The 13,776-nt window shown below is 72.4% G+C and carries 8 protein-coding genes and 1 tRNA gene; 2 read left to right on the top strand and 7 right to left on the bottom strand.

The genetic code is table 11. The annotated features are described in order from the left end of the window. Positions 1-1,311, bottom strand: a 1,311-nt coding sequence (locus tag EAO71_RS20375; RefSeq protein WP_147979416.1) for a DUF3631 domain-containing protein, incomplete at its 3' end; no start/stop codon positions are given. A gap of 223 nt (positions 1,312-1,534) precedes the next feature. Continuing rightward, the gene (locus EAO71_RS20370) at positions 1,535-1,729 is read right to left on the bottom strand and encodes a hypothetical protein (RefSeq protein ID WP_147979415.1); all 195 of its coding nucleotides are present in this window, start codon (positions 1,727-1,729) and stop codon (positions 1,535-1,537) included. Between the two features lie 130 nt (positions 1,730-1,859). On the opposite strand from EAO71_RS20370, the gene EAO71_RS20365 reads away from it, so the two are divergent. Together EAO71_RS20365 and EAO71_RS20360 are read left to right on the top strand one after the other, a co-directional pair. After that, positions 1,860-2,534: a transcriptional regulator gene (locus EAO71_RS20365; protein ID WP_147979011.1), complete on the top strand. Its 675-nt coding sequence runs from the start codon at positions 1,860-1,862 to the stop codon at positions 2,532-2,534. Beyond that, on the top strand, positions 2,531-4,141 hold the full coding sequence (locus EAO71_RS20360) for a tyrosine-type recombinase/integrase (RefSeq protein ID WP_147979010.1): 1,611 nt from the start codon (positions 2,531-2,533) through the stop codon (positions 4,139-4,141). Before EAO71_RS20365 ends, EAO71_RS20360 begins: the two co-directional genes overlap by 4 nt. A 122-nt stretch (positions 4,142-4,263) precedes the next feature. On the opposite strand, the gene EAO71_RS20355 is transcribed toward EAO71_RS20360, so the two are convergent. The 5 genes from EAO71_RS20355 to topA all read right to left on the bottom strand — a co-directional run bounded on the left by EAO71_RS20355 (position 4,264) and on the right by topA (position 13,770). Continuing rightward, positions 4,264-4,337: transfer RNA gene (locus tag EAO71_RS20355), tRNA-Thr, on the bottom strand. Between the two features lie 94 nt (positions 4,338-4,431). Beyond that, on the bottom strand, positions 4,432-5,991 hold the full coding sequence (locus EAO71_RS20350) for an alpha/beta hydrolase (RefSeq protein WP_147979009.1): 1,560 nt from the start codon (positions 5,989-5,991) through the stop codon (positions 4,432-4,434). 88 nt (positions 5,992-6,079) lie between these two features. Continuing rightward, a complete protein-coding gene (locus EAO71_RS20345) occupies positions 6,080-7,282 on the bottom strand; it encodes a DNA polymerase III subunit delta' (RefSeq protein WP_147979008.1) in 1,203 nt (400 codons plus the stop codon). Positions 7,283-7,470: 188 nt separating this feature from the next. Further along, positions 7,471-10,734 carry a dTMP kinase gene (gene tmk / locus EAO71_RS20340; protein ID WP_147979007.1) on the bottom strand — a complete coding sequence of 1,088 codons (3,264 nt, stop codon included), beginning with the start codon at positions 10,732-10,734 and terminating at the stop codon, positions 7,471-7,473. Positions 10,735-10,932: 198 nt separating this feature from the next. Further along, entirely contained in the window at positions 10,933-13,770 is a 2,838-nt protein-coding gene (gene topA, locus EAO71_RS20335) for a type I DNA topoisomerase (RefSeq protein ID WP_147979006.1), read from the bottom strand. Positions 13,771-13,776: the final 6 nt, after the last annotated feature.

Raw genomic sequence — 13,776 nt, 5'->3', positions numbered from 1 at the left:
GGTGGGTGCGGCGTCGACCGGGTAGACGGTCGGGCAGTAGCGGCGCCAGGGGTCGAGGAACTTGTTGCGCATGTAGCCCTTGCGCTGGGTTCCGTCGGCCATGCGGACGTTTCCTGGCTTGATGCCGAACTGCCGGAGCATCGAGCCGAGGTCACGTGGGCTCAGCCCGCTGCGCCCCCACTCGGCCCACGGGCTCTCCGGGTCCTGGCGCAGATGGTGGATCAGCTCCTCCGTGGAGAGGCTGTCCACCTCGCGCTGGGCGACGAAGACGCGCCGGATGTCGGCCAGGATGCGGGCCCCGCTGGGGTGGTCCTCCTCGGCAGCCGCCTCGGCGGCGACCATCTGTTGGCACGCGGTACGGGCGCGGCGCGGCCAGGTGCCGGCCGCGAGGTCGGCGACGATGACGAGTGGTTCCCAGGTGTCAGCGGCCCGGTCCTCAACCGGCATCACCGGTTCCAGGTCGGCGGCCTCGTCCACCAGGGGGCCCGTCCAGGCGGCGATCCGGTCGCGCAGGCCGTGCAGGGCGGGGATATCCCGCCGCGACCGGAAGGGGCGGACTGTCTCGCCTTCCGCCCGCCGGCGCATGCGGATGACGACCGACCGGTCCATGATCGTGTCAGGCAGGTCACCGATCCCTGCGATGGCCGCCATGGCGAAGGTGGCGAACCGGTGGGGCGTGTGGTCGTTGCCGACCACCCGGGTCACGTACCGGTTGCGCTGGTGGCCGGCGTTCAGCAGCCCGCGCATCTCCTCGTTCTTCTCCGCCTGCTTCGGCGTGCCGAAGATCGTGTCCGCCTCATCCACGAGGAGCGTGGGCGGCTCCTCGGTGATCGAGCGGAAAACCGCCGCCGGCGTGGTGTTGATCGTGAGCATCGGCTCGTGGACCGTCTCGGTCAGCACGTCCAGCAGCCGTGACTTGCCGCACCGCTTCGCCGGACCGACCACCGCGAGGCGCGGGGCGTGCTGCCAAGCGGGCTGCAGATGCGTCGCCGCCACCCACAAGGTGACCGCGTCGAGCGCCTGCTCGGAGGGCAGGATCACGAACTTCGATATCTGCCGACGGAGTTCGTCGAGGAGCTCCGATCCGTGCGTCGGCTCCGGATCCGTCTGTTCCGACTCGGGACACCGCTTGGGGCCGAGGTCGGGCCGTTCATTTTCGGGACACCGCTCGTCGGCCGGCGGGGTCTGCACCGGATCGTCGGCGGCCCGACTGGTCTCGGCTGTGGTCCGGCCCGGCTGGCCGGGCACGGCGACCGGCGGCCACGCGGTCGTGCCCTGGTCGGAATAGGGCTCGGGCATCGCGGGTTGCACTGGGCAGCTCCTCTTCTCGCGTCGCCAGGCATACGGGCCCGGCGCGCGGGGTCGTTCGTGGGATTACGGGCGGGGGGTCGTTGAGCCTCCGGCGTTGCCTCGCCGGAGGCTCTCTCGCTTCCCGAGCGGGGCGAGGGAACACGGACCGTACGTCCACGCCCCGCGACAGTCCAGCGATTCTGTGTCAGCTCAGCGCAGAATCGCCTGCTATCTTCTTTCGCCCTCATGCGGCTAGCCCCAGCAGGTTGAGCAGGTCCGCCGTCACCACGCGGTATGCCTTGCCCAGGCGCAAGACCTTGCACGGGTACTCGCCCTGCTTGGCCAGCTCGTAGCCCTTACTCCGCCCGAGACCCAGCGCACGGTTGCCCGTGTCCAGGTCAATGGCTGCCGGCAGGGCCATCAGCTCATCCCGGCTCATGCCCTTCGGACCGGTTCCCATGGTGCCGTCGCGCACGTGGCGCCCCTCTCGTCACAGCCCTCGGCGAACACGGTCGTCGCGTCCGGCTCCAGGCCAACGAGAACCATGATGAAGAAGTTAATGTGTCGCCATGACACAACACGGTTTCGATGATGAAGAGGACGACGACTTCCCGGAGTGGGTCGACCGCATCAGGAACAACGTCGCCGGCGAAGTCCGGCGCCGCAGGAAGGAGAGGAGGTGGAGCGCCCAACGGCTGGCCGATCGCTGCGAAGAACTAGGGCACCCCATCCCCCGCAACGTGATCGCCAACCTGGAATCCGGCCGAAGGGCGAACCTGCCCCTGGTGGACGTCATGGTGCTGGCCGCGGCCCTGGAGACGTATCCGATCTGCCTGATCTTCCCCCTCGGCTACGTCGAGCGGACCCAGGAACTTCCCTTCCACTCGCTTATCCCGACCTGGGACGCCATGCGAAAGTTCACCGGCGAAGCCGACGAGTTCGGGATCGATGACGGCCTCATCCCCGAGTTCAACCGTCACGCCAGCCTGACCCGCACCATCATCGCCGCACGGCGCGAGGCCAAGACCGCCGCCTTCGCCGTGGAGACCGCGACCAACCCCGCCCAACGCGAGGAAGCAGAGCGGAAGGCCGGCGAGTACACCCAGCTGGCCGAAGAAGCGAAGCGCCGGCTCCTCAACCTCCGTGACGACATCCGCGAAGAGGGCGCCACCCCACCCGAACTGTCCCCATGGCTCGAAGACATCGAGCCACAGCCTGACCTCGACCAGGAGGAAGACGCTTGAAAGGCTCCACCTACCGCCGCTGTTCCTGCCGTGACCCCAAGACCGGCAAGGAGCTCGGCACTTCCTGCCCCAAGCGCAACAGCAGGAATCACTGCACGTACTCCATACGCCAGGAGCTGCCGCCCCGTGAGGACGGCAGCCGACGATCCTTCGCACGTGGCGGGTACGGCAGCCTCAAGGCCGCCCAGGCCGACCTCGACCATGTCCGTGCCCTCCTGGGGCTCACCGAGTCTGACGACCCCGAGGGCATAGAGCTGATCGCCGCGATGCTGGCAGAGGTCAGCGGCGAGAAGCTGCCCTTGCCGGACGTGGAGGAGACCCGGCGCCGGCTCAGGGCCGGCCAGGATCTCATCGGCAGCCTGACCGTGGCCGAGTGGCTGGACCGGTGGCTCGCCGGCAAGCGCATCCGGAAGTCGGGCATCAGCCGGTACGAGACCGACGTCCGCGTGCACCTCAAGCCACACATTGGCCACCGGCGTCTCGACCGGCTGCGCGTCAGCCACCTGAGCGACATGTTCACCGCGATCACCGACGCCAACGCCGAGATCCTGGAGCAGAACGCCCAGCGACGGTCGGCAGTCGAGGAGTTGGCGACCGTCCCGTGGAAGGGCGTGGCCAACCGCGCCCGCCGCAAGGCGATGAAGACCGCGATCGACGTGATGCCGCCCTTCCGCCGCGTCACCGGACCCGCCACGCGCCAGCACATCAAGGCCACGCTCCGCGCGGCCCTGAACGACGCGATCGGGCAGCAGATCATCACCTTCAACCCGGCGGCCCACGTCGAGATCGACCCGGTACGCAAGCCGAAGGCGCTCGTGTGGACGGACGAGCGGGTCTCCAAGTGGGAGCAGACCGGTGAGAAGCCGTCCCCCGTGATGGTCTGGACGCCGGAACAGACCGGCGCCTTCCTCGACTTCGTCGCCGAGGACCGGCTGTACGCGATGTGGCACCTGATCGCCTTCCGCGGCCTGCGGCGAGGCGAGGCGTGCGGGCAGCCGTGGTCGGAGACCAACCTCGACCGGCACTCCCTCACCGTGACCGGACAGCTCGTCCAGGACGGCTGGGAGGTCGAGGCGTCCGAACCGAAGACGGACAGCGGCTTCCGCGTCGTGGCCTTGGACGACGACACAGTCGACGTCCTGAAGCGGCACCGCGAGCAGCAGGACGCCGACCGCGCCGAGTGGGCCTCGGCCTGGGTGAACACTGGGCTCGTCTTCACCCAGGAGGACGGCTCCTGGCTCCACCCGGGCAAGGTCACCGACCTCTTCGAGCGCCTCGTCGCCGCCTCCGGCCTCCCGCCGATCCGGCTGCACGACCTGCGCCACGGCGCCGCCACGCTCATGCTGGCCGCCGACATCGACATCAAGATCGTGTCGGACACGCTCGGGCACAGTGACACCCGGATCACGCGCGACATCTACCAGAGCGTGCTCCCCCACGTCGGCAAGAGCGCCGCCGAGGCCACCGCGAAGCTCGTACCGCTTCAGCGCAAGGCCGAGCAGGAGGAGCAGGTCCGGAAGGCCGCCAAAGAGGCGAAGAAGGCCGAGAAGGCGAAGGCCAAGGGGAAGAAGAAGGGCAAGGCCAAGAAGACCGCACGCAAGGGCTGACAGCCGCTCCGCTCACGCATCGCTCACGCAAGCACTTCCACGGCATCCCCGTCGTGCGGCTCGGCATGCCCCGGGCATGAAAAAACCCCAGGTCACGGCGAGTGAGTCCTGGGGTAATTCCGAGCCGCCTTCGGGATTCGAACCCGAGACCTACGCATTACGAGTGCGTTGCTCTGGCCAACTGAGCTAAGGCGGCATGCTGTGCGGTCCATACTGGGCGCAGCAGCGTCGCCAAGTCTACACAGTTTCCGAGGGTGCTCCGACCACCCCTCGCGTGGCCCTCGCCACCCTCACGAGCAGCGCTTTCCCTTCTGCGGGACCGTGCCCTCCAGGAGGTAGGTGTTGATCGCGGTGTCGATGCAGTCGCTGCCCCGGCCGTACGCGGTGTGGCCGTCGCCCTCGTAGGTGAGCAGGGCGCCCGAGGAGAGCTGGGAGGCGAGCGACTCGGCCCACTTGTACGGGGTCGCCGGGTCGCGGGTGGTGCCGACCACGACGATCGGGGCCGCGCCCTCGGCGGTGATGCGGTGCGGGCGGCCGGTCGCGGGGGTCGGCCAGTACGTGCAGTTCAGGGCGGCCCAGGCCAGGCCCTCGCCGAAGACCGGGGACGCCTTCTCGAAGGACGGCACCGCCTTCTCCGCGTCGGCGGGCCCGGCGAAGGCCGGCGGGAGGTCCAGGCAGTTCACGGCCGCGTTGGCGGCCATCAGGTTCGCGTACGTGCCGTTGGCCTCGCGCTCGTAGTAGCTGTCCGCCAGGGCGAGCAGTCCGGACCCCTCGCCGCCCATCGCCTGGTTCAGCGCCTCGCGCAGCTGCGGCCAGGCCGCCTCGTCGTACATCGCGGCGATCACCCCGGTGGTGGCCAGCGACTCGGTCAGCTCGCGGCTCTCGCCGGTCGGCAGCGGGTTCGCGTCGACCTGGCGGAAGAAGTCCCGCAGGTTCGTGGTGGCCTCGTCGACGGAGCCGGTGCCCAGCGGGCAGTCCGTCTTCTTCACGCAGTCCGCGGCGAAGGACCGGAAGGCGGTCTCGAAGCCGGCCGTCTGGTCGCGGTTGAGGTCGACCGCGGGCAGGGACGGGTCCATCGCCCCGTCGAGCACCAGCCGGCCGACCCGGTCGGGGAACAGCTCGGCGTACGTGGCACCGAGGAAGGTGCCGTAGGAGGCGCCGACGTAGGTCAGCTTCCGGTCGCCCAGCACCTCCCGCAGCAGGTCCATGTCCCGGGCCGTGTCCACGGTGGAGACATGGGGGAGGATCTTCGCCGACCGCTTCGCGCAGCCGGCGGCGAACCCCTTGAAGGAGGCGGCGAGCGCGGCCGTCTCGGCGTTGTCGTCGGGCGTCTGGTCGACCTGGGTGTACGCGTCCATCTGCGGTCCGGTCAGGCACTCGACGGGCTCGCTGCGGGCCACGCCGCGCGGGTCGACGGCGACCATGTCGTAGCGGGCGCGGACGGGAGCCGGGTAGCCGATGCCCGCGTAGCCCTGGAGGTAGCCGACGGCCGAGCCGCCGGGCCCGCCCGGGTTGACCAGGAGCGAGCCGAGTCGCTTGCCGGGCCCGGTGGCCTTGATCCGGGACACCGCCAGCTTGATCTCCCCGGCCTCCGGCGCGGCGTAGTCGAGCGGCGCGCGGAGGGTGGCGCACTGGAAGCCGGGGACGCCGCAGTCGCGCCAGGCGAGCTTCTGTTCGTAGAAGCCCTGCAGGGCCGCCGCGGACGCCGGGGAGGCGGTCGCCGAGGCGGAGGTCTTCGCGGCCGACGGCCCGGCGGCGGCGTCGTCGCTCCCGCCCGTGCAGCCGGAGAGGATCAGCCCGGCCGCCGCGAGGGCCGTGGCGGACGTGCGGAGCAAGCGCCTGGAGTCCATTCCCGGAGCGTATCCGTACGAGTGCGGAGCGTGTCCAATCGCCGGTCCGGGGCCGCGCCGGACCCGGCGGAGCGGCTCGCGCGCCACCTCAGCCTCGCAGGGCCATGGTCATCGCCTCCACCGCCAGCAGCGGGGCGACGTTCCGGTCGAGGGCCTCGCGGCAGGCCAGCACCGCCTCGATCCGGCGCAGGGTCCGCTCCGGGCCGGTGTCCCGGGCGATCCGCTCGACCGCGTCCCGCACGTCCTCGTTGGCCAGCGGCGTCCGGGCCCGCAGCTGGAGGGCCAGTACGTCACGGTAGAAGCCGGTCAGGTCGGTGAGCGCGAGGTCCAGGCTGTCGCGCTGGGTACGGGTCTTGCGCCGCTTCTGCCGCTCCTCCAGCTCCTTCATGGCCCCCGCCGTGCCGCGCGGCATCCGCCCGCCCTGGCCGCCGCCGAGGGCCGCCTTCAGCTCCTCGGTCTCCTTGACGTCGACCTCCTCGGCCACCTGTTTGGCGTCCTCGCCGGCCGCGTCCACCAGTTCCTGGGCGGCCTTGAGGCAGCCGCCGATGTCCGCGACCCGCAGCGGCAGCTTGAGGACGGTGGCCCGGCGGGCACGGGCCCGCTCGTCGGTGGCCAGCCGGCGGGCCCGGTCGATGTGCCCCTGGGTGGCGCGGGCCGCGGCCTGGGCCACGGCCGGCTCGATGCCGTCGCGACGTACGAGCACGTCGGCGACCGCGTCCACCGGGGGCGTACGCAGCGTCAGGTGGCGGCAGCGGGAGCGGATGGTGGGCAGCACGTCCTCCAGGGAGGGTGCGCAGAGCAGCCACACCGTCCGCGGCGCGGGCTCCTCGACCGCCTTCAGGAGGACGTTGCCGGCGCCTTCGGTGAGCCGGTCGGCGTCCTCCAGGACGATCACCTGCCAGCGGCCGTTCGCCGGCGAGAGCTGGGCCCGGCGGACCAGGTCCCGGGTCTCCTTCACGCCGATGGAGAGCAGGTCCGTGCGCACGACCTCGACGTCGGCGTGCGTGCCGATGAGGGCGGTGTGGCAGCCGTCGCAGAAGCCGCAGCCCGGGACCCCGCCGAGGGCCCGGTCGGGGCTCACGCACTGCAGGGCGGCGGCGAAGGCGCGCGCCGCCGTCGCCCGGCCCGATCCCGGGGGGCCGGTGAACAGCCAGGCATGGGTCATCTTGGACGCGTCGGGGCCGGGGTCGCCGGCGGCCTGGGCGGTCACGAGCGTGTCGGCGTCGCGGGCGGCGGCGGCGAGCTGCTCCTCGACCTTCGTCTGTCCGACCAGGTCGTCCCATACGGCCATGTGCTGCCCCTCCTCAGGTACGCCCTCCATTGTGGGGCACCCCGCCGACAGCGGGTCCCGGATCGGAGGGAAGGAGAGGGTGCGGGGCCGAGGAGGAGGCGGAGGCGCCGACCGGAGCAGAACCGCGGGCACCCCCGCAAGCCGCGGAACGCCGGTGACGGGGCCCGCGCCCCGTCACCGGCGGACGGTCAGCGACGCCGGCGGCGGCCGTCGTCCTCGTCGTCGTGCGGGCCGAGCAGCTCGTCCGCCAGGGTCGGCAGGTCGTCGAGCGGGGTCTCCTCCGCCCAGTCGGAGCGGCGCCGCGGCCGGCCCTGCTCGTCGAGCTGGGGCAGCTCGCGCGTGCGGTCGTTGGCCCCGTCGGACTCGGCCGGCTCGTCGCGGAAGAAGCCCGGCGGCACCCGGTGGGCGGGGTCGGTGTCCCGGACGGGCGGGAGCACCGCCGTCTCGGCCGCGTCCCGGACCTGGGGCAGCACCGTGGTCTCCTCCTCGGGCCGTGGCTGGGGCTGCACGACCGGGGTGGGGACGGTGACCTCGTTCGCCGAGACGGTCGGCACGGTCTGCGTCACGTCGTCGGGCTTCACGACCGGCGTCGGGACGGTGACCTCGTTCGCGGACACCTCGGCGGTGGCGCGGGCGTCCTCCTCGGCCTTCCGCGCGCGGGCGGCCTCCGCCGCCTTCGCGGCCTTCTCGGCCTCGGCGGCACGGGCCTTCGCCGCGGCCTTCTCGGCTTCGGCGGCCCGTACCTTCTCGGCGGCACGGGCGGCTTCCGCCGCCCTGGCGTCCTCCGCGGCCTTCGCGGCGGCCGCCGCATCCGCAGCCGCCGCCTCGGCGGCCGCCTTCTCCGCCGCTTCCGCCGCGGCCTTGCGCGCCGCCTCCTCGGCGGCCTTCGCCGCCGCGGCCTCGGCCAGGCGCCGTGCCTCCTCGGCACGGAGCAGGGCCTCCTCGGCCTTGCGCTGCTTCTCGCGGCGACGCTCCTCGGCCTCCGCGCGCAGCCGGGCCTCGTCCTCGGCCTGCTTGCGCCGGCGTTCCTCCTCCTCGCGGCGGGCCTTCTCCTCGGCCTCGCGCCGCTTGCGCTCCTCCTCGGCGGCCACCCGGGCCTCCTCGGCGCGCCGGCGGGCCTCCTCGGCCTGCCGCTCGGCCTCGCGCTGCCGCGCCTCCTCCTCCTCGCGGCGCTTGCGCTCCTCCTCCTCCGCGCGGAGCTTGGCGAGCTGCGCCTGGCGCTCGCGCTCCAGCCGCTCCTCCTCCGCCTTGCGGGCGGCCTCCTCCTCGGCGCGGCGGCGGGCGTCCTCCTCCGCCTTGCGGCGGGCCTCCTCCTGGGCCTTCACCTCGGCCTCGGACAGCGGCAGCATCCGGTCGAGCCGGTGGCGCACGACGGTGGTCACGGCCTCCGGCTCCTGGCCTGCGTCGACGACCAGGTAGCGGCCGGGGTCCCCGGCGGCGAGGGCGAGGAAGCCGGCCCGCACGCGGGCGTGGAACTCCGGCGGCTCGGACTCCAGCCGGTCGGGCGCCTCGGTGAACCGTTCCCGCGCGGTCTCCGGGGAGACGTCGAGGAGCACGGTCAGGTGCGGGACGAGCCCGCCCGTCGCCCAGCGGTTGATGCGGGCGATCTCGGTAGGCGACAGGTCCCGCCCGGCGCCCTGGTAGGCCACGGACGAGTCGATGTAGCGGTCGGAGATGACGATCGCGCCGCGCTCCAGGGCGGGCTTGACCAGCGAGTCGACGTGCTCGGCGCGGTCGGCGGCGTACAGCAGCGCCTCGGCGCGGTTGGACAGGCCGGCGCTGGAGACGTCGAGCAGGATCGAGCGCAGCCGCTTGCCGATCGGGGTGGCGCCCGGCTCACGGGTGATGACGACCTCGTGGCCCTTGGCCCGGATCCAGTCGGCGAGGGCCTGGGCCTGGGTGGACTTGCCGGCGCCGTCGCCGCCCTCCAGGGCGATGAAGAAGCCGGTCGGCGCCTGGGCCTGGACCGGGTCGGCGCCGCGGAGCGCGTCCCGCAGGTCTCGGCGCAGCGGGACGCCGGAACGGTCGTCGGTCTTGGCCAGGACGATCACGGCGACCGGCAGGAGCAGCGCGCCGACCAGCATCAGGGTGAAGGCGGCGCCGCCGTGGGCGAAGACGAAGCTGCCGGAGCCGAGGCGGTGGCGGCCGATCACCGCGGCGAGCAGCGGAGCGCCGAGGGCGCCGAGGGCCATGCCGACCCGGACGACGGCCTGGAGGTGCTCGGTGACCCGGGGCCGCCGGGCCTCCTCGGTCTCCTGGTCGATGAGGGTGTGGCCGGTGTGGGCTGCCACCCCGCTCGCGTATCCGGCGACGACGGCGAGGAACAGCACGGTCGCCGTGTCCGGCACCAGGCCCATCGCCAGCAGGGCGACACCCGCGAGGGCGATCGCCAGGGCGAGGAGGCGGCGGCGGGACAGGGCGGTGAGGACGGAGCCGGCCGTGCGGATGCCCACGGCGGTGGACCCGCTCAGCGCGAGGATCAGCAGCGCGTACGTGACGGGGCCGCCGCCGAGGTCGTAGGCGTGCAGGACGGATACGGCGGCCGCGGCGGTGACGGCTCCGGCGACGACGGCGCAGGCGAGGACGAGCAGCGGGACGGTGCCGGTCCGGCCGTTCTCCCTGCCCTTGTCCGTGCGGGGGCGGCGCAGGCCCTCCAGGGGCGAGCGCGGCCTCGGCGTCTGACCGCCGGGCAGCTCGATGAAGTAGAGGACGGAGACGGACGCGGCGAACAGGCCGGCGGCGACGTACGAGCCGAGGGCGGCCTGGTGCAGCGAGAACCACTCGATGCCGGTGCCGAGCAGGTCGCCGAGCAGGGTGGCGACGAGCAGCACGGCCGCCGCGGCCGGGACGGCGAGGAAGCTCGTGCGCTGGGACAGCCGGCGGAGCGCGTCCAGGTGGTCCGGCAGGGGCCGGACGGCGGCGCCCTCCAGCGGCGGGGCGGGCAGCAGCGCGGGCGCCGCGCCCTCGCGTGCCACGGTCCACAGCCGCTCGGCCGCGCCGGTGACGAAGACGGTGCCGAGCAGGAACCACAGCGCCTTGTCGGGGGTCCAGTCGATCCACAGCGGTGCCACGACGAGCAGCGCGACCCGCAGGACGTCCGCCCCGATCATGGTCCAGCGCCGGTCGAGCACGCCGCCGGGGCCGGTCAGCGCGGTGAGCGGGCCGAGGAGTACGGCCCCGAAGAGCACGGCGGCCAGCAGCCGCGCGCCGACGACGGCGGCGACGGCGAGCGCCGCGCCCTGGTAGCCGCCCCCGAAGGAGCCCTCGGTGACCGCGGCCTGAAGGCCGAGCAGAACCAGGACCAGCAGGGCGAGGGCGTCGCCCGTCCCCCCGACGAACTGCGCACTCCACAATCGCCGGAGCGGCTGATGGCGCAGGAGCGCTCGCACGGCACGCTCCCTGGAATCTGCGACAAGTGCGGCGCCGGAGTCCGTCTGCTCTGCTCGCGTCATCCGTCCACCCTATCCGGACCCTTTTACTCCCCGTGGCCTCCACCCGAACAAACGTCGCCCCGCCGGGGGCCGGGCACCGCCCGTCCACACGAGGGACGCAGGACCCGCGCAACCGGCCTCGCCGGCCGCGGGGGGCCGCGCCCCATGCGAAAGGGGCGGGAGCTCGCGCTCCCGCCCCTCGTCCGTACCGTCCCGCGCCTACTCCGGCTCGGCCGCCGTCGACTTCGCGGCGGCGGTCTTCTTCGCCGCCGTCTTGGTCGCCGTGGCCTTCGCCGTCGTCTTCTTCGCGGCCGTCTTCTTGGCCGTGGTCTTCTTGGCGACGGTCTTCTTCGCGGCCGTCTTCTTGGCCGGTGCCTTCTTCGCCGTCTTCTTGACCGGCCCCTTGGCCCGCTTCTCCGCCAGCAGCTCGAAGCCGCGCTCCGGCGTGATCGTCTCCACGCTGTCGGCGGTCCGCAGGGTCGCGTTCGTCTCGCCGTCGGTCACGTACGGGCCGAAGCGGCCGTCCTTGACCACGACCGGCTTCTCGCTGACCGGGTCGACGCCCAGCTCCTTCAGCGGCGGCTTGGCGGCCGCCCGGCCACGCTGCTTGGGCTGCGCGTAGATCGCGAGCGCCTCCTCCAGCGTGATCGTGAAGAGCTGCTCCTCGTCCGTCAGCGACCGCGAGTCCGTGCCCTTCTTCAGGTACGGGCCGTAGCGGCCGTTCTGCGCGGTGATCTCGACGCCCTCGGCGTCCGCGCCCACCACACGCGGCAGCGACATGAGCCTGAGCGCCTCGTCCAGCGTCACCGTGTCGAGCGCCATGGACTTGAAGAGCGAGGCCGTCCGCGGCTTCACCGCGTTCTTGCCCGTCTTCGGCGTGCCCTCGGGCAGGATCTCGGTGACGTAGGGGCCGTAACGGCCGTCCTTGGCCACGATCTGGTTCCCGCTGACCGGGTCGGTGCCCAGCTCGAAGTCACCGCTGGGCTTGGCCAGCAGCTCCTCCGCGTGCTCGACGGTCAGCTCGTCCGGGGCGAGGTCGTCGGGGACGTCCGCGCGCTGGTGCCCCTCGGCGTCCTTCTCCCCGCGCTCGACGTACGGGCCGTAGCGCCCGACCCGCAGCACGATGCCGTTGCCGACGGGGAAGGAGGAGATCTCGCGCGCGTCGATCGCGCCGAGGTCCGTGACCAGCTCCTTCAGGCCGCCGAGGTGGTCGCCGTCGCCGTTGCCCGCGTCGGCCGCACCGGCGCCGCCGCTCGCCTCGCCCTCACCGAAGTAGAAGCGCTTCAGCCACGGGACGGACTGGGCCTCGCCCCGCGCGATGCGGTCGAGGTCGTCCTCCATCCTGGCGGTGAAGTCGTAGTCGACGAGCCGGCCGAAGTGCTTCTCCAGGAGGTTGACCACGGCGAAGCTCAGGAAGGAGGGCACGAGGGCCGTCCCCTTCTTGAAGACGTAGCCGCGGTCCAGGATCGTGCCGATGATCGACGCGTACGTCGACGGGCGGCCGATCTCGCGCTCTTCCAGCTCCTTGACGAGCGTGGCCTCGGTGTAGCGGGCCGGCGGCTTCGTCGCGTGGCCGTCCGCGGTGATCTCCTGCGCCGACAGCGCGTCGCCCTGGGTGACCTGCGGGAGCCTGCGCTCGCGGTCGTCCAGCTCGGCGTTCGGGTCGTCGGCACCCTCCACGTACGCCTTCATGAAGCCGTGGAAGGTGATCGTCTTGCCGGAGGCCGTGAACTCGGCGTCGCGGCCGTCGGCCGAGACACCGCCGATCTTCACGGTGACCGAGTTACCGGTGGCGTCCTTCATCTGGGAGGCGACGGTGCGCTTCCAGATCAGCTCGTACAGCCGGAACTGATCGCCGGTCAGACCGGTCTCCGCCGGAGTGCGGAAACGATCACCCGAGGGGCGGATCGCCTCGTGCGCCTCCTGCGCGTTCTTGACCTTGCCGGCGTAGACGCGCGGCTTCTCCGGCAGGTAGTCGGCGCCGTACAGCTGCGTGACCTGCGCCCGGGCCGCCGCGACGGCGGTGTCGGACAGGGTGGTCGAGTCCGTACGCATGTAGGTGATGAAGCCGTTCTCGTACAGCTTCTGGGCCACCTGCATGGTCGACTTCGCGCCGAAGCCCAGCTTGCGGCTCGCCTCCTGCTGGAGGGTCGTCGTCCGGAACGGGGCGTACGGGGAGCGGCGGTACGGCTTCGACTCGACCGAGCGGACGGCGAAGGAGGTCTCGGCCAGGGCGGCGGCCAGGGCGCGGGCGTTCGCCTCGTCCAGGTGCAGCACCTGGTCGGACTTCAGCCGGCCGTCCGCACCGAAGTCACGGCCCTGGGCGACACGCCGGCCGTCGACCGTGGCCAGCCGCGCGACCAGCGACGACGGGTCGGACGGGTCCCCGGCCCGGCCCGTGGAGAAGGTGCCGGTCAGATCCCAGTACTCGGCGGAGCGGAAGGCGATGCGCTCGCGCTCCCGCTCGACGACGAGCCGGGTGGCGACGGACTGCACGCGGCCGGCGGACAGCCGCGGCATGACCTTCTTCCACAGGACCGGCGAGACCTCGTAGCCGTACAGCCGGTCGAGGATGCGGCGGGTCTCCTGGGCGTCGACCATGCGCTGGTTCAGCTCGCGCGGGTTGGCGACGGCCTCGCGGATCGCGTCCTTGGTGATCTCGTGGAAGACCATCCGGTGGACCGGGACCTTGGGCTTCAGGACTTCCTGGAGGTGCCACGCGATGGCCTCGCCCTCGCGGTCCTCATCGGTGGCGAGGAAGAGTTCGTCGGACTCGGCCAGCAGCTCCTTGAGCTTCCTGACCTGCGCCTTCTTGTCGGCGTTGACGACGTAGATGGGCTGGAAGTCGTGTTCGACGTCGACTCCGAGACGGCGCACCTCACCCGTGTACTTCTCCGGCACCTCGGCGGCACCGCTGGGCAGGTCGCGGATGTGCCCGACGCTCGCCTCGACGACGTATCCGGGGCCGAGGTAGCCCTTGATCGTCTTCGCCTTGGCAGGCGACTCGACGATCACGAGTCGGCGGCCGCCCTCTGCGGTCTCGCTGGTCGGGGACAACTTCGC

Origin of the sequence: Streptomyces sp. MS191 (assembly GCF_008042125.1) — a bacterium.
Taxonomy (GTDB): Bacteria; Actinomycetota; Actinomycetes; order Streptomycetales; family Streptomycetaceae; genus Streptomyces.
The sequence above is the reverse complement of the archived record's forward strand: the minus strand, read 5'-3'. Positions and strand labels throughout refer to the sequence as shown.

Bases quoted from the DNA above. Each gene is read 5' to 3' on its own strand.
- EAO71_RS20370 (WP_147979415.1), bottom strand. From the start codon at position 1,729: ATGAGCCGGGATGAGCTGATGGCCCTGCCGGCAGCCATTGACCTGGAC.
- EAO71_RS20365 (WP_147979011.1), top strand. From the start codon at position 1,860: ATGACACAACACGGTTTCGATGATGAAGAGGACGACGACTTCCCGGAG.
- EAO71_RS20350 (WP_147979009.1), bottom strand. From the start codon at position 5,991: ATGGACTCCAGGCGCTTGCTCCGCACGTCCGCCACGGCCCTCGCGGCG.
- EAO71_RS20345 (WP_147979008.1), bottom strand. From the start codon at position 7,282: ATGGCCGTATGGGACGACCTGGTCGGACAGACGAAGGTCGAGGAGCAG.
- tmk (WP_147979007.1), bottom strand. From the start codon at position 10,734: ATGACGCGAGCAGAGCAGACGGACTCCGGCGCCGCACTTGTCGCAGAT.